11 protein-coding genes are annotated in these 16,762 nt (G+C 43.1%); 9 read left to right on the top strand and 2 right to left on the bottom strand.

Annotation, left to right across the window (positions count from 1 at the left end):
* Positions 1-475 precede the first annotated feature (475 nt).
* From AC1DCV_RS09130 to AC1DCV_RS09115, 4 genes are all read left to right on the top strand, one after another.
* Positions 476-3,613, top strand: coding sequence for a SusC/RagA family TonB-linked outer membrane protein (locus tag AC1DCV_RS09130; protein ID WP_477022917.1), 3,138 nt, complete (start codon positions 476-478; stop codon positions 3,611-3,613).
* A gap of 12 nt (positions 3,614-3,625) precedes the next feature.
* The gene (locus tag AC1DCV_RS09125) at positions 3,626-5,086 is read left to right on the top strand and encodes a RagB/SusD family nutrient uptake outer membrane protein (RefSeq protein WP_477022916.1); all 1,461 of its coding nucleotides are present in this window, start codon (positions 3,626-3,628) and stop codon (positions 5,084-5,086) included.
* A gap of 231 nt (positions 5,087-5,317) precedes the next feature.
* Positions 5,318-6,040, top strand: a complete 723-nt coding sequence (locus AC1DCV_RS09120) for an SDR family NAD(P)-dependent oxidoreductase (protein ID WP_477022915.1) — start codon at positions 5,318-5,320, stop codon at positions 6,038-6,040.
* Positions 6,041-6,128: 88 nt separating this feature from the next.
* A complete protein-coding gene (locus tag AC1DCV_RS09115) occupies positions 6,129-7,043 on the top strand; it encodes a helix-turn-helix domain-containing protein (protein WP_477022914.1) in 915 nt (304 codons plus the stop codon).
* Between the two features lie 24 nt (positions 7,044-7,067).
* On the opposite strand, the gene AC1DCV_RS09110 is transcribed toward AC1DCV_RS09115, so the two are convergent.
* Entirely contained in the window at positions 7,068-7,379 is a 312-nt protein-coding gene (locus AC1DCV_RS09110) for a hypothetical protein (RefSeq protein ID WP_477022913.1), read from the bottom strand.
* 260 nt (positions 7,380-7,639) lie between these two features.
* Here AC1DCV_RS09110 and AC1DCV_RS09105 point away from each other — a divergent pair, with 260 nt between their 5' ends.
* The 4 genes from AC1DCV_RS09105 to AC1DCV_RS09090 all read left to right on the top strand — a co-directional run bounded on the left by AC1DCV_RS09105 (position 7,640) and on the right by AC1DCV_RS09090 (position 14,403).
* Complete coding sequence (locus tag AC1DCV_RS09105; protein WP_441573783.1) at positions 7,640-8,047, top strand: c-type cytochrome; 408 nt, start codon at positions 7,640-7,642, stop codon at positions 8,045-8,047.
* Positions 8,048-8,386: 339 nt separating this feature from the next.
* Positions 8,387-12,508 (top strand): chemotaxis protein CheB, encoded by a 4,122-nt coding sequence (locus tag AC1DCV_RS09100; RefSeq protein WP_477022912.1) that lies wholly within the window; start codon positions 8,387-8,389, stop codon positions 12,506-12,508.
* Positions 12,509-12,518: 10 nt separating this feature from the next.
* Positions 12,519-12,938 (top strand): response regulator, encoded by a 420-nt coding sequence (locus tag AC1DCV_RS09095; protein WP_477022911.1) that lies wholly within the window; start codon positions 12,519-12,521, stop codon positions 12,936-12,938.
* A gap of 175 nt (positions 12,939-13,113) precedes the next feature.
* Positions 13,114-14,403 (top strand): DEAD/DEAH box helicase, encoded by a 1,290-nt coding sequence (locus AC1DCV_RS09090; RefSeq protein WP_477022910.1) that lies wholly within the window; start codon positions 13,114-13,116, stop codon positions 14,401-14,403.
* Positions 14,404-14,505: 102 nt separating this feature from the next.
* On the opposite strand, the gene AC1DCV_RS09085 is transcribed toward AC1DCV_RS09090, so the two are convergent.
* The gene (locus AC1DCV_RS09085; protein ID WP_477022909.1) at positions 14,506-15,840 is read right to left on the bottom strand and encodes a DUF2252 domain-containing protein; all 1,335 of its coding nucleotides are present in this window, start codon (positions 15,838-15,840) and stop codon (positions 14,506-14,508) included.
* A 318-nt stretch (positions 15,841-16,158) separates the two neighbouring features.
* Between AC1DCV_RS09085 and AC1DCV_RS09080 the strand changes: the two genes are divergently transcribed.
* Positions 16,159-16,746 carry an RNA polymerase sigma-70 factor gene (locus AC1DCV_RS09080; protein ID WP_477022908.1) on the top strand — a complete coding sequence of 196 codons (588 nt, stop codon included), beginning with the start codon at positions 16,159-16,161 and terminating at the stop codon, positions 16,744-16,746.
* Positions 16,747-16,762 lie beyond the last annotated feature (16 nt).

Here is a 16,762-nt window from a genome sequence, read left to right as displayed (position 1 = left end):
TTCTTTTTATGCACTGATGGCTGTCTGCATTTATTTTATGTAGGTTTACAAGGAGAAAGATCTGCTTATGAAAAAAAGAGAGGAGGTTTAAATATATAAGAAGCTGATAGCTAGTCCTTAGAGAAAGGTAAAATTGATTTTCATAAATGGGAATTTAATTATATTCATTATTGCTATGAAATAATTGATTTCTTTTTTATTTTTAAGCAGCTGGTAGAAAATATCATCGAAAGGGTTTTTGCGTATTTTCTTTACCGTAGCATGATAGCAACCAATAATCTGAATCTAATTTGTTTACACAACTAAAATCTGATTGACCATCAGCGGTAGCACTTATTTGTAATATCAAATACAACTGTTTTTATAACGCATTGCGATCAGTTAATCTGAACGGGAACGGGAGTTCCATGCCAAAATCTGAACCAGTACTGTAGTATTTTTTAATAGTCTAACCAACATCTAAATCTAATCTGACATGAGGAAAATTTTACTCGTGCTGGCAGGACTGCTATTGGCAGTAACTTCCCTGCTTGCACAGACTAACCACACTGTTAAGGGAAAAGTAACGGATGAATCAGGCAAAGGATTACCTGGTGTTTCTGTGAGTTTACCGGGAGGTAAAACCGGCACTGTTACTGATTCCAAAGGAGAGTTCTCGCTTTCTGTACCTGCAAATGTAACCTTCCTGAAAGCATCTTTTGTAGGCTATGAATCACAAACGTTGACCATTAACGGTAGCAATGCGGGGAGCATTACTTTGTTACCAGACGCCAAAGCTATTTCGGAAGTGGTAGTCGTAGGTTATGGTACGCAACGTAAAAAAGATGTAACGGGCAGTATTGTTTCTATTAAAGGCAGTGCAGTAGCAGAGCTGGCGGTGCAAAGTTTTGAATCCGGTTTAGGTGGTCGTGCAGCCGGTGTACAAATCACCGTACCCAATGGCATCGTAAACAATCCACCGGTGTTTCGTATCAGGGGCGCTAATTCCATTTCTATGAGTGCTTATCCGCTGATTGTAATTGATGGTGTGCCTACTTTTTCCGGTGATGTGGGTAGTTCCAATGCGCCATTGAATCCATTGGCCAGCGTGAATCCGGCTGACATTGCATCGATTGACATTGCCAAAGATGCTGCCGCCACAGCCATCTACGGTAGCCGTGCCGCCAATGGTGTAGTGTTTATCACTACCCGGAAAGGAAAAGCCGGCCGTCCTAAAGTATCTTATAGTGGTTGGGTAGGTAGTACCAAACCAACGCGGTTACCGGAAGTATTGAACAGTGCACAGTACCTGGAAGTAAAAAATGAAGGATTGAAAAATGCCGGTAGCACAGATGTGTATGTGCCTAATCAGGATGCCAGTGGTAAAACCATCGACACAAAATGGATGGATGTGGTATACCGTGATAAAGCCATTTCTCAGAGCCATAGTATAAATGTTTCCGGAGGTACGGAAAATACCAGTTATTATTTTTCCGGCGGCTATACGAAGCAACAAGGTATTCTGAAAAGGAATGAGTTTGCACGTAAAAATCTCCTGTTCAATATTGATCAGCAATTAGGCAAGGCATTTACAGTTGGTGCGCGGATCAACTATTCCAATGAACAAAGTCTGATCTCCGGTTCATCCGGTTCACTCGAAGGAGAAGCCTTTAACTCCGGAGGTCTTGCCCGCCTGGCTTTTCTGACGTCTCCGCTGGTAGCACCATTTAATGATGATGGCAGTTATAATGTAAGTGGTTCCGGTTTAGGCGGCGGTAAAAATAAGTTGCCGATCGGCATCTACAATCCACAGGTATTACTGGATCTGGATCATTCCAATACCGAATCCAATCACTTCCAGGGAAACATCTATCTGCAGGTAAAGCCATTTAGCTGGATGACCCTGAGAACACAATATGGCGCGGATTACATTATGCTGAACAATGATGTTTACCTGAACTATTTATCCGGTGATGCCGTTGCTTCTACCGGTGATGTAACCAGCACCTATTCGCAGTATAAGCGTTGGGTGTGGACCAGTACCATGCAACTGGATCATTCTTTTGGCAAGCATAACCTGAGCTTACTGCTGGGTTCCGAACAGCAACGTGATGCGCGTGAACGATATGGATTACAGCGGCAAAAGCAAATGGATAATTATTTTAACAACAGTGAAGGCGGGTGGCTGGTGGATCTCTCCCGGTATTTACTGCGGCGGGAAAACTATTTATTGTCTGCCTTCTCCCGTTTAAATTATAATTACAAGGAGAAATATTACATAAGCGCCAACGTAAGACAGGACCAGTTCTCCGCCTTTGGCCCCAATTACAAGAAAGGTACTTTTTATGGGTTTTCTGCGGGATGGGAAATTACGAAAGAAGCTTTCTGGCAGAATGCAGGATTGGATAATGTATTCAGTGGCTTCAAGATCAGGGCCAGTCATGGTAAGGTAGGTAATTTCGCAGGACTGAATGATTATGATGCGTTATCATTATACAAGCCTTCTCCTTATGGCGGTAATTCTTCTATTTATTTCAACCAGGCCGGTAACCCTAATCTGAACTGGGAAACCAGTAAGAAAACCGATATTGGATTTACTTACGGATTGCTGAATAACAGGATCAATGGTGAGTTCTCTTATTACTACAATGACATCAATGGTTTGATCCTGTTTGTGCCGCAAATGCCATCTGCTGGTATTCCTATCACCAGTACTACTGCCACCATTGCCACCATTCCTACTAACGTAGGCAGTATGTATAACAGAGGTGTTGAGTTCAGTGTGAATGCCGCGGTGATTGATCAAAAAGATTTCTCCTGGAATAGTGCCTTTAACATTGCGTTTAATAAAAATGAAATCACTTCACTCGCAGGTGATATTACCGCTATTCCTTTTGTGACCAGCAGCCTGGAACAAACCAGTATCAATAAGGTAGGGAACCCCGCGAGTATGCTTTATGTAGTGCGTACCGTCGGTGTGGATCCCGCCACGGGCAGGAGGATTTTTATTAATGCCAAGGATGAACAGGTTTATTTCAGCAATTCGGATGCCGTTAAGTATAAATATGCCGATGGCAAAGCAGCACCAGCTATTGGTGTGAAAGATGCGGTGGCGTATAGAAATACCAATCCTAAAGTATTAGGTGGTTTTGAAAATACTTTCCGCTACAAGAATTTTGAACTTAATGTGCTGCTTACCTATCAAACTGGTTTTTATGTGTACTATGGCAGCAATGCAGGTTTAAGAGATCAGCGTTACTGGAACAACAGTACCGATGTATTGAACCGGTGGCAGAAAGTAGGTGATCAAACGGATATGCCGAGGTTAGTAAACGGTGATAACATTTCCAATGGTTCCTCTTTCGCGATTGCGGCCAATGTATTTAAAGGTGATTTCGTAAAATTAAGCACCGTAGGGTTATCGTACAGATTACCAGAAAGCATGGCTAAATCCATTCATCTCACTGGCGCCCATGTGTTTCTGCGTGGACAAAACCTGGCGTTGATCACCAAATATCCAGGACCAGATCCTGAAGTTTCTTCCAATGGTAACAACGCTTCGGGTCAGGGAGTAGATCGTAATACGATCGGTAATGGAAGAACAATTACGGTGGGGCTTAATATTAACTTATAAACTGCAACGAAGATGAGAAAATATTGCATATACATATTAGTCATAGCTATAGCAGGTTTCAGCGGGTGCCAGAAAGATTTATTGGATCCGGTGCCTTCCACCGATATTCCTGACTTCAAAGCATTTGAAACAAAAGACCGCATCAACAGTCAATTGAATGGATTGTACTCCGTGATGAAACACGGGAAGTTCCTGGTCGGAAAATTTGCCATCGCCAATGAGGTAAGGGGAGAAGATTTTGTGAATGAAAAGGCCAACAATGTGACGCTGAATGCCAGCTGGAGAATGGTGCCTACCGGGGAAGCGCAGGAGGTAAAGGAAATCTGGTCACAGGGATATATCACTATTAATAACGTCAATGTTTTTTTGACGGGCATGAATGCCGTAGGTAACAAGGTAGTGGGCGATTCCATTGCTAAGCTATATGCCGGTGAAGCGAAATTTGTTCGTGGAGTGAGTTATTTTTCATTGCTGCAATTATATGCACGTCCACATTGGGATGGCGCCGGAAGTAAGCCGGGATTGATTCTTCATGGGGAAGGTCATTCCCAGATAGGCAGTTATGCCAGGGCGCGCAGCACGGTGAATGAAACCTATGCGCAGATTATCAGGGACCTGGATTCCGCAGAAGCCTTGTTACCAAAGCCTGCTGCCGGTTCAATAACAGCCATTACACATGCCAATGCGTACAGTGCCATTGCATTTAAAATCCGGGTATACCTGTTCCTGGAACAGTATGATAAAGTAATACTGGAAGCGGCTAAACTGGTATCTGCCAACGCGCCTTTTGTTTCTCCCGGTGGGCATGCACTGGAAGGCGATATATTCAAAGTGTTTACTACTCCTTACACCTCTAGGGAATCCATCTTCTCCCTGCCCTTCTCCGGGGCTACAGGTGATTTTCCAGGCACGCAAACACAGATTGGCTATTATTTTACACCTTCTTCCAAACCATACACCGGCAACGGTGAGTACTCATTGCATCCCAATGGAATTATTTCCGATTCTTCCTGGAAGTCTGCCACCGATGCACGAAGAAATTTCATCCTGGTGCTGGGTGCAAAAAAGTACTGGGTTAAGTTTCCCACTCCCAGTCCTTTTACAGATTTTATCCCTGTTATCAGGTATGCAGAAATACTGCTTGATGTGGCAGAAGCAAGGGTCAGGCAGTTGAATACGGTAGATGCTACTGCAGTAGCCATGCTATCTGCTGTGAGACATCGGTCCGATGCTTCTGTTACTTATACTACCGCTGATTTCGCGAACGCAAGCGTGTTGCTGGCCGCCATTACAAAAGAGAAGCATATTGAATTACTGGGTGAGGGCTTCCGTAGTATGGAAGTAACCCGCCTGGGTATTTCCTTCCCTTCAAAAAGCAGTGTGGTACCGGTGATTGAGCCAACAGCTCCACAGTATATCTGGCCTATTTCATCTGATGAGATGATTTATAACAAACTATGTGTAGATAATTAATTCCGGAGAGCGCTGTAAATAAGAAGCCCCGTTACTAAAAAGTAGCGGGGCTTCGTTGTTTGCCTGCAAAGTTGCAGGGCTTCAACGTTTATTCCGGTATTTGACTACAAACTAGAAGGATTCGGCTACAGGTATTTTCTTAAATGGGGGGATATTTGCGGTGGATTTGGTTCCACTGAGAAATGGCTATGGCAATTGATCCGGAATTTTTTAATTTTAATATGGGGATTTATGAGGACAGTTCTGATAACAGGGGCTAATAAAGGCATTGGCTTTGAAACCGCCAAACAACTGGCTCAGTTGGGGGATTTCGTTTATATGGGCAGCCGGGACATGAGTACCGGACAAAAGGCAGCCGATCAGTTGAAGGCTTCCGGAATAGCGAATGTGGCCGCCATCCAGATCGATGTAACCGATATAGAGACGATCAGAAAGGCAAAGGCTGCATTAGACAGCCAGATCGATTCCCTTGATTTACTAATAAACAATGCAGGCATTTCGGGTGAACAGCAGCAGTGTGTTGCTGATGGGAGTATGGATACCATTCGTAGTTTATTTGAAACGAATTATTTTGGCGCTATTCAAACTACACAAATCATGTTACCGTTATTAAGAAAATCTTCTGCTTCGGCCGTCATTAATGTGTCGAGTGAAGTGGGGTCTTTAACGATGAACATGTCTGCCGACAGACGTCCCAACTGGGCTGATTTTTCGGCATACGGATCTTCTAAAACTGCATTGAATGCTTTTACCGTTATGCTGGCCAACGAACTGCGTCCAGAAAATATAATGGTCAATAGCGTTACGCCGGGTTATACTGCAACCGATCTTAATGGATTTAAGGGTTTTAAGACTGTTGCGGAAGGTGTAAAGCCGATTGTACAACTGGCAATGTTAGCAGATCCTACAGTGACAGGCAGGTTCTTCAACGATGGTGGGGAAATTCCGTGGTAGTATTCCTGGTGTCAGTCGGAATTTGTTTATGTTGCAGGGGGCATTTATATCATTTTCGAATTGCCTGTCAGGTTAAAAAAAATTGCTCATGGTAAACAATAATGTTCAGCGGATAAAGTCTATAAGTGAATATCATCGCATCCGTGGTTTGTCTGCACCCGAACATCCATTGATAAGTCTGATAGACTATAATAAAATAAAGCATTCGCGGGAGAACAATGACATCAGCTGGGCCTATGATTTTTATTTTATAGCTATGAAAAGAGGTCTTGACGCCAAAATAAAATACGGGCAGCTGGAATATGATTTTGACGAAGGCACGATGTTTTTTATAGCGCCGGGGCAGATATTTAAGATTGAAATTAATCAGGACGCGCCAGGCAAGTCGGGTTGGATGTTGCTGGTCCATCCTGATTTTTTCTGGAATATGCCGCTGGCAAAAAATATAAAGAAATACAAATACTTTGGGTATTCCGTTCGAGAAGCGCTGTTCCTTTCAGAAAAGGAAGAAACAGCCATCTCCGGCATTGTTCAACATATCAGGCAGGAGTATCAATCAAACATCGATAAATTTAGCAGGCAAATTATTGTTTCCCAGATAGAGGTTTTACTCAATTATGCCGACCGGTTCTATCAACGGCAGTTTATTACCCGCGAAGAAGCGAATCACCAGGTGCTTGAAAAGCTGGAGGCACTGCTGGATGATTATTTTGACGACATCACCCAAAAAGAAGGGCTGCCTACTGTCAATTATGTTGCCGAGCAACTGAACCTTTCCCCCGATTATATGAGTACTTTACTGAAGGTATCTACCGGGCTTAATACACAGCAGCATATTCATGAAAAGCTGATCGAAAAAGCGAAAGAAAAATTAACCGGAACGACCTTATCAGTGAGCGAAATTGCCTACGAGCTTGGATTTGAGCACTCACAATCCTTCAGCAAGCTTTTCAAAGCAAAGACCCATCTTACCCCATTGGCATTCAGACAATCTTTTTGCTAATGATCAGGTTATATTTCTCCTGTTTTACATGAACATATCAAAGGAAGAAGTTACCAAACTCATTTCTTCTATGACAGGCGCTACTTCAAGCCCGCTCGCATCTCTTTGCTGCTGGAAGGTTTTGAAGAATGGAGCATCAAGCAACAGGTGCTGGACCTCGTTGTTTTCATAGATGGCAAAGTGAGTAAAGGTTTTACCATCCGCACCCAGGTTAACGAAGTATTTAATCGCAGGGATATTGAGCTTGCGTAATTCATTAATGGCTACCCTTACGTTTTCCTGGTTCTGTTGTGCAAAGCTTGATTTTACGGTGTAAGTTACTTTTACAATTTTCATATGTTAGTTTTTATGTTGTTGATTTTTCAGCCGGGAGGAAGCATTAATGATCCTTTTAAGCCGTTCTTCCCTAATAAGACAAAACAGCGCCGCAAAACGTGACAACTTTTTATCTTTTTTTTATACTTTCTTTAAAAAGCTTCCCGGATACGGGGCCGGGCCGGTGAAAAAACGAATAGGGACAACTACAACCTATTGTTCTTTTTTGTAGATTTCGTTTCTGAAGGAAGCATTTATATACTTATTTTAAACCCATGGTCATGAAAATCAGGAAAAGTTTTGTAGTAGTGGCGGCACTATTGGCAGCCGGCACGCTATGCTCACTTGCATTACCCCAGGAACCTGAAAAGGCAAAAAATCTGAAAGTACTGCCAAAGGATATCAGCCATGAAGAGCTGATTACCGTAATGCGTGGTTTTAATGCTGCGTTGGGCGTAAAATGTAATTTCTGTCACGAGCCGCGGAAAGACGATCCGAAGAAAATGGATTTCGCCAGCGATGAAAATCCGCACAAAGGAACAGCAAGGGACATGATGAAAATGACCAAACGTATCAACAAGAAGTTCTTCAAAGGTAGCGAAGTAATGGCGGTCAGCTGTTATACCTGCCACCATGGTAATGAAGAACCAAAAACCAAACCGGATCCAGCACCGGAAGCTGCAAAGTAAATTGAAAGGGCCGCTGCAAAGCGGCTTTTTTATTTATTACCGGTGAAGCTCGTTTACGGGCTTCACTTTTTTTCGCGATGAAGAAAGAAGGTATCCTTTAGGCATACCGTGGTCAACCTGGCTGGAACAATAATTGCAAAGATGATGAGCAGACAGCTGCAAATACCCGTTGAAAGCCGTTTTTATTTTCAAAAAGGTATAGCAGTGCAACGAGGAGAGTGTGGAAAAAAATCCGCAGTGCTGCGGTTTTTTTTCCAGGGTGAGGAAGGGAAATACCTGTGTCTATAAAAGTATTCCATTGTTCATTTGCTTTTGCCAGGTACTAACCAAAATGGATATATGAAGAGCGTGCAACATCATTATGTAGTAGCTGTAGGTGCATCGGCAGGTGGTCTGGAGGCCATCCAGGAGTTTTTTGATAATATGCCACAAACAGATAACCTGTCTTTTGTCATCATACAACACTTGTCGCCGGATTTTAAAAGTTTGTTAGTAGAACTGGTATCGCGGCATACGCAGATGAAAGTAGTGGAAGCCACCCATAATCAGCCCGTGGTAAAGCACTGTGTTTATGTAATCCCCAATACAAAACAGATACGGATAGAGAAAAATAAATTAGTACTGTCTGAAAAAACGCATGAGAAAGTGCCTAACAATGCCATTGATGTTTTTTTACACTCGCTGGCAATGGATAAGCGTCAACGTGCGGTAGCCGTTATTCTTTCCGGTACCGGCACAGACGGTACACGTGGCATTGTGACGATCAAAGAGCAGGGAGGTATTGTGTTGGTACAGGATCCCAAAACAGCCAAATTTGATGGCATGCCCAATAGCGCCATTCTTTCCGGTTATGCTGATATTATAGGTACACCGGCAGACCTGGCAGCTGCTATTATCAATGATATCAGGCATCCGGACTTAAATATTTTTAATACCAAAGAACCAGATGAAAAAACATTGAGTCGTATTTTTGAACTGATTTACAAAAATGGCGGCAATGATTTTCATTATTATAAAACCCCTACTATTCTGAGGCGTATCAGCAAGAGAATGGTACAACTGGATTTTAAAGACCCTGTAAAGTATGCTGCTTACCTGGAAGAACATGCAGATGAATGCAAAGAATTGGCGCATGACTTCCTGATTAGCGTTACCCGTTTTTTCCGTGATACAGAGGCCTTTACGTTACTGGAAAGTAAGGTGATTCCTGAAATTATTTTCGCGAAAGAACCCGATGAACAGTTAAAAGTATGGGTATCTGCCTGTAGTACCGGAGAAGAAGCGTATTCTATCGCCATGCTGATAGATAAAGTGCTGGAGCGGACCGGGAAGCGTTTGGATGTAAAAATATTTGCTTCGGATATTGATGTGGCTAACCTGGAAATAGCGTCACAAGGCGTATATCCGTTAGCGATATCCAATGATATACCGGCAGAAATGCTCAGTAAATATTTTACGATAAAAGGGAAAGGATACGTGGTAGCTCCCCGTTTACGTAAACAGATTGTTTTCGCCAGACATGATATCACAAAGGATCCTCCGTTTATTAAGAACGACCTGGTTACCTGCAGGAATATGCTTATTTATATGAACAATATACTACAGGAGCGCATCTTCAATACCCTGCAGTTTTCGCTGAACAAGGAAGGCTTTCTTTTCCTGGGGCCCAGCGAAAATCCAGGTTATCCCAAGGGTACTATGTTGCAGATCAGTAATAAGTGGCGGATCTTTAAAAAATTGCAGGACCTAAAGCCCCGGCTCAGTTTCGGAGATACCTTTACTTCCCCTGTCAGTGCAAGAGGAAAGGAAATGCTATCCCGTATTGGAAAGCAGTTCGAAACAAAAGTGCAACGCTCCCTGTGGATGGACGCTCGTGATGCGCTGACAGATGATCTGGGCTTTATAGCGTTATATATCGACAGGAATTTTGAGGTGAAAGAAACAATGGGCAATTACGATCAGTTGCTTAAGCTACCCCGAAAGGTGTTGAACCTTAACCTGATCCGTATGCTGCCACAGGAGCTTTCCCTGGTGATTAATAAGGAGATTCGCCGGGCGTGGAAAAATAATGAGAAGGTCATTGTTAATAACCTGCGCTACAAAAAGGATGATAAGAGTGGTGTGATTAATTTGTTGATCAATCCTATACTATCGGCAGAAAATGACTACACGCTGGTAACCATTACAAAAGTAGAAATAGCTCCTTCGGTGGAGGTAGTTCCTTATGTAACAGATGGTATTGATCCGGATTATATCAACGGCCTGGAAAGTGAATTGCAGGAAGTAAGAAATAGTCTGCAACTCGCAGTAGAAGATCTGGAAACAGCCAATGAGGAACTGCAAAGCTCCAATGAAGAATTGTTGTCTTCCAACGAAGAGTTGCAGAGCTCCAATGAAGAATTACAATCGTTGAATGAAGAGCTATATACTTTGAATACAGAGCATCAGTTAAAGATAAAAGAGCTGATAGAGCTGAACGATGACCTGAATAATTATTTCCGCAGTACAGATATCGGGCAGATTTTCCTGGATGACCAGCTGAATATACGCAAGTTTAATCCGGCTTCCGCTTCTATGATCAACTTCATTGAAAGTGATCTGGGGCGGCCTTTTACGCATATCTCCAATAATATCAGGTATGATAAGCTGATGGAAGATATTGACTATGTGCAGCGAACCAGGCAGGTGGTGGAAAAGGAAGTCCAGTTGAATAAAGGCAGAGAGCTGCTCATGCGTATCATGCCTTATATCACCCGTGAAGGAAGGCATGCGGGCATCATTCTAACCTTTGTGGATATTACAACTATCGCCAATCTCAATAACATTATACGAAGTGTTTTCAATGCCAGTCAGAGTGCTATTTTTGCTTTACATACTGTTGAATCTAACTCGGGAGTAGTGGATGATTTCATCATTACTACGGTGAACAGGATGGCTTATGATTGGTTTGGCGGGGCACATCAACGGCTCACTGGTAAAAGTTTGAAGAATGATTTGCCGTTGCTGTCTACTCCTGAATTGTTTGAGGAGTATTTACTGGCCATGCAGAATGACAGTATCGTTGACCGGGATGTTTTCCTGCAGGAGAAGAACAGCTGGTATGAGATGACAGCTATAAAAATGCCGGGAGGGCTGGTGGTTACTTTTACAGACGTAACGGATAAGAAACTGGCATTCCAGGAAATAGAGCAAAGCTATAGTGAGCTGAATGAGGTGAAAGAACATCTTAAATTACTGAACCTGGAGCTGGAAGATAAAGTGCGTGATCGTACCAGGGAATTGTCTATCAGTGAAGAGCGGATTGCCAGCAATATTGCAGAGAAACGTTTCCTGGCAGAGGCCATGCCATTAATGGTTTGGACTTCAGTAGAAGCGGGACAGGTTGATTTTGTAAACAGCCAGTTTGAATACTATACACAACTGTTGTATGAAGATGCCATTGGCACCGGTTGGCAAAGAGTGATCTATCCTTCCGATCTGGAGGCGTTGCTGGATACCTGGAAGAAAGCGGCGATAGCTCATACTGACTTTAATTGCGACATAAGAATATTGAGTCATGGTGAGCAATACCGCTGGAACCTGTTGCGGGCCAAGGCCAGAAAAGGAGAGGACGGTAAATTTTTCAGCTGGGTAATTACCAACATGGATGTTCATGAGCAAAAAGTCATGAACGAGGTGTTGGAGGAAAAGGTGGCAGAACGCACTATGCAACTGCAAAAGAGTAATCTGGACCTGGAATCCAGCAATAATGACCTGCAATTATTTGCTTCAGTGGCGTCTCATGACTTGCAGGAACCGCTGCGTAAGATCCACATGTTTTCCAAAATGGTCAGGGATAAACATGATACAGAGTTGCCGGAAAGTACTGTATTATATCTCAATAAGATCATGCACGCTGTTAACCGCATGAAATCACTGATGGTCAATATTCTTCATTTCTCTAAATTAACCACGGAGAATGCAGGTTTTGAGTGGATAGATCTGAACCAGGTAATGGAGGAGGTGCAGGAAGACTTTGAAATGCTGGTGAAAGAGAAAGATGCGGAGATCATTGTATCTGATATGCCGGAGTTGATGGCGAACAGGTCCCAGATTCAGCAGGTATTTCAAAATCTTATTGGTAATTCACTGAAATTTACTTCTCCGGAAACAACACCGAAGATCCATATCAGCGCACAGCGGATTAAAGAGAAGTCCCTGGAAGCGGCGGAGGCGGCAGATGGTAAATGGTACAGATTATCCATTGTGGATAATGGAATTGGTTTTGATGAGCAGTTTAAGTCAAGAATATTCGACCTTTTCCAGCGCTTGAATTCTAAAGACATGTACGAGGGTACCGGTATCGGGTTGGCCATCATTAAAAAAATAGTAGAAAAGCACCAGGGGCTTATTACTGCAGAAAGTAAAGCCGGTGAGGGTGCGAGTTTTCATATCATTTTACCTGAGCAGCAGGAGATTTAAAGCACATTATATGAAGCCATTTAAGAAGATATTACTGGCAGAAGATGACGAAGATGACAGAATGATCTTCGATGATATTGTAGAACAATTGAAGATGGTAAATGATTTTACTTTCAGCACTGTTGATAACGGGCTTAAAGTCATTCAGTTGCTTGCCCAGCTGGAAACCTCCGCATTGCCGGACCTGATCATTCTTGATCAGAATATGCCGCAGATGAATGGAAAGGAAGCCCTGGGATTACTGAAAGAGGATCCTCGTTTGAAGCATATTCCGGTAGTGATTTATTCTACCTTTAATGACGCCAGGCTGGCGGCTACCTGTTTGGAGATGGGAGCGGACCAGGTGATTACCAAACCCGACTCCTATGAAGGATTTAACGCGGTTATTTCGCAACTGGTCKGCAAATACCTTTTTGAAAAGGTCCAATAATGCCCTTTTTAATGTCTTTCATATGTTATTTTTTTAATTTATCAGCATCGGGACGGGAAAAAGAGTATCTTTGCTTCCGTCTGTTGAGTTAAAAGCATAAAGCACAGAAGTATCTATTCTCTCCAGTCCGGAAATCTTTTCTTTACTGCTCTCCTCAATTGTGATAACGCTAAAGATGAAGAAGCGTTATTTTATAATTTATTACATCAGATATATCAACATGTTATTTGAGCAATTAGGGCTTATTGAGCCCATTTTAAAAGCAGTTAAAACCGAAGGCTACACTACGCCTACTCCCATACAGTTACAATCTATTCCTATTGTATTGGAAGGTAAAGACCTGCTCGGATGCGCGCAAACAGGCACCGGTAAAACGGCAGCGTTTGCTATTCCCATTTTACAGTTATTACATAACAGTACGCCGGCCAATCAAGGCTTTAAACATATCCGTACACTGATTCTCACACCTACCAGGGAACTGGCGGTTCAGATCGATGAAAGCTTTGCCGCCTATGGTAAGCACACCGGCCTGAAGCACGATGTGATTTTTGGTGGAGTACCTCAGCACAGGCAAACCATTGCCCTGCGTAACGGTACCGATATCCTGATCGCTACACCGGGCCGCTTACTGGATCTCATGAACCAGGGCTATATTTACCTGAACCATCTGGAAATATTTGTTTTAGATGAGGCAGATCGTATGCTGGACATGGGTTTTATCAATGATATCAAGAAAGTAATACGGGAACTGCCGCAACAGCGTCAAACCCTGTTCTTTTCTGCTACCATGCCGCCAAGCATTGCACAGCTGGCCAATTCTTTACTTTATAAACCAGAAAAAGTAACCATTACGCCGGTAGCTACTACCGCTGAAAGGGTAGAACAGTCGGTTTATTTTGTGAAGAAGAAAGATAAACAGTCTCTGCTGGATCATCTTTTGAGAGATAAGACCATAGAACGTACCATTGTGTTTACACAAACCAAGCACGGTGCAGACAGGATCGCTAAAAATCTGAAGAAGCGCAATATCAACGCAGATGCGTTGCATGGCGATAAATCACAGGCTTCCCGTCAGAATACACTGAACAACTTTAAAAATGGCCACCTGCGTGTGCTGGTAGCTACAGATATTGCTGCCAGAGGTATTGATGTGGACTCACTGGAACACGTGATCAACTATGACTTACCGAATGTTTCTGAAACTTACGTACATCGTATAGGCAGAACCGGTAGAGCAGGTGCCGCAGGTTACGCACTTTCTTTCTGTGACACAGAAGAAAGACCTTTCCTGAACAGCATCAACAAGCTGACCAGGCAAATCATTCCATCTGTGCCCCATCCTTTCGAAGAAGCGGCATTAATGGAAGCCAATAGCGCTAATCCGGATATGCCTAAGGCAGATCCAAGAAGACCTAAACCTAAGAATAGAAGGGGCAGGATCGATAAAAKAGACAGAACTTTCTAGGATTATAGTCATAAGATTTTAAAAGAAGAGCGAAGATAAAAGCAATGGCTGCTTTGGTTTTCGCTCTTCTTTTTTTGATGTCAATGCCACAGGGGCCCAACATTACATCACTTCCGCTTTGATTTTCCCCGCTTTAATAGCTTTTACGAAGACTTCATAATCTTTCTCTGTCTGGTTTGCATAGGCAACGGCGAACTTGCCTATTGCCTGATCCATCACATCCGCTTTCCCTAAATAACCGCTGATTATATCTGCAGGCCCTGTTTTAGCATGTGCCCGGGCGAGTACTCTGCCACATAGACCAGCATAAGCGGCCATTACTTCCTTATCGAAATGCTCCACATCAGGGGCTATTTTCCGGTCTCTCAGCTGTCGCAGGTAGAAGTGCCTGTTTTCCAGCCCGGTACTCCAACCGAGGAACATATCACTGGCTGCCTGTACCAGCCGCTGGCCCTGTACGATGCGTTCACCGTTATGCTGATATTTACTTTTGCCGGTATAGGCTTCCAATACACTTGGTCTGGCCTCTTTTATCTGCATGAACAACGGCTCATCTTTCGCATTCATCATCAGCGCAACGAGGCAACGGGTACCTACGCTGCCCACGCCTACTACTTTCAGGGCAATATCTATCACCCTGTACTGGCTGAAAAGAAAGCGCCGGTCGGCTTGCAGGGTATTCATGTAAAAGTTCAGAAATGACTGCACCATCTCTTTCTGTTTCACCAGGTCGATCGGGTGGTAGATAAGTGGGTGCTGGTCCAGGATTTCAAAGCTGCCCAATACACTTTGGGTGATTTTATAAAATACTTTTTCGGGAGTGCTTTTTTGTGCTTTGTCCATGGCATCTTTCAGCATGGTTTTTACTTTTTCATTGCGGGCTTTATTAAGGAGGTCCTGCATTTCAAATTTCATGTACCAGAGGTCCAGAGTATTCATCTGGGCGTATTCCGCTATGGCAACTCTATAAGCGCTTGCCATGTCTATGGCCATTTGTTGGGCATCCGTTTCCCGCATATTATTATGTCTGGCAGCCAACACAAAGCTGGTGGCCAGTCTTTTGATATCCCATTCCCATGTCGCAGGCAATGTTTCATCAAAGTCATTGGCATCGAAAATGAGGTTACGTTCCGGTGTAGCAAAGCCGCCGAAGTTCATGAGATGGCAATCGCCCATGGCCTGCACAGATAGCTGTGTATGCGGGAGACCGGACAGATCATGTGCCATAATATCTGCTGTTCCCCGGTAAAAAGCAAATGGGGATACACTCATTCTGCCGCAACGAATGGGGATGAGGTCTGGTACCCTGTCGTAGTTGGAGGCGTTGATCGCTTGCAGGATAGTGGGGCGTTTGGATGATAGTTTAAAATCTCCCTGGGAGGTGCGGGGGACTTTATCCCTGATCTTTTTGCCTGGATTATCTGAAATAGTGGCCATAATAATGTAATTAGTATTCAAACGTATGAAGTACACTACTTGTTTTTATTACCACAGAAAGATACGTTTTTCGTGTTTTTTATTGGGACCGATTGCAAAGCAAAGATTTGGTAAATCGGCTTTTTTATTTTAGGTTTGGTTAAGAGACGCAAAAATTTTCTCTATATCAACCAGCACAGTATTGAAATGCCATTACAGATTTCATCATTCGTTTTAACGTAATATCAACCATCAAGCAGCAACACGTCATGAATTAAGCGTTTTTTTACGCGATAGAAATTAAGTTCACTTGTCGTTTTACCTGATATTCCATTTACAGTGAAACAAGTACACCATCAACCGGTTGATCTGCAGGAAGTAGCTGCGGGTAGTGAAAAAGCATTCAAAGCTTTGTTTGATCAGTATCGTGGAAGATTGTTCTATTACATTTCCCGCTTTATAAAATCAGAACAGGTGGCGGAGGAGTTGGTACTGGACGTATTTATGAAGATATGGACTGGTAGAGATCTCATTTCACAGATCCATAATTTCGATGCCTTTCTTTTCCGTATTGCACATAATAAAAGTATAGACTTCCTGCGTACAGCAGCCAGGGATCCCCGTTTGCAGGAGCTCTTGTATGAGGTGACTGACCTCGCCGGTACAGAAGGAGCAGATACTATGCTGATCGTACACGAGTATGAAGAGAAAGTGCGTACCGCTATTTCCCTGTTGCCACCACAATGCAAAAAAGTATACACGTTAAGTCGTGAAGAAGATCTGTCACATGATCAGATTGCACAACAGCTGCATATTTCAAGGGCAACTGTTAATAATCACATCGTACTCGCCCAACGCTTCATCCGTAACTACCTTGTTAAAGAGATAGATATAGCGATTGTCATCCTCATTATCGGAAAATTTTAACTTTTTTTTATCCTTC

Source organism: Chitinophaga sp. 10T418, assembly GCF_056394125.1.
Note: the sequence above shows the minus strand (reverse complement) of the source record. Positions and strands in the feature narration are given on the sequence as shown.

Excerpts from the sequence above, each read along its gene's own strand:
- AC1DCV_RS09105 (WP_441573783.1), top strand. The coding sequence starts at position 7,640 with ATGAAAATCAGGAAAAGTTTTGTAGTAGTGGCGGCACTATTGGCAGCC.
- AC1DCV_RS09130 (WP_477022917.1), top strand. The coding sequence starts at position 476 with ATGAGGAAAATTTTACTCGTGCTGGCAGGACTGCTATTGGCAGTAACT.
- AC1DCV_RS09120 (WP_477022915.1), top strand. The coding sequence starts at position 5,318 with ATGAGGACAGTTCTGATAACAGGGGCTAATAAAGGCATTGGCTTTGAA.
- AC1DCV_RS09125 (WP_477022916.1), top strand. The coding sequence starts at position 3,626 with ATGAGAAAATATTGCATATACATATTAGTCATAGCTATAGCAGGTTTC.
- AC1DCV_RS09085 (WP_477022909.1), bottom strand. The coding sequence starts at position 15,840 with ATGGCCACTATTTCAGATAATCCAGGCAAAAAGATCAGGGATAAAGTC.
- AC1DCV_RS09110 (WP_477022913.1), bottom strand. The coding sequence starts at position 7,379 with ATGAAAATTGTAAAAGTAACTTACACCGTAAAATCAAGCTTTGCACAA.
- AC1DCV_RS09100 (WP_477022912.1), top strand. The coding sequence starts at position 8,387 with ATGAAGAGCGTGCAACATCATTATGTAGTAGCTGTAGGTGCATCGGCA.
- AC1DCV_RS09115 (WP_477022914.1), top strand. The coding sequence starts at position 6,129 with ATGGTAAACAATAATGTTCAGCGGATAAAGTCTATAAGTGAATATCAT.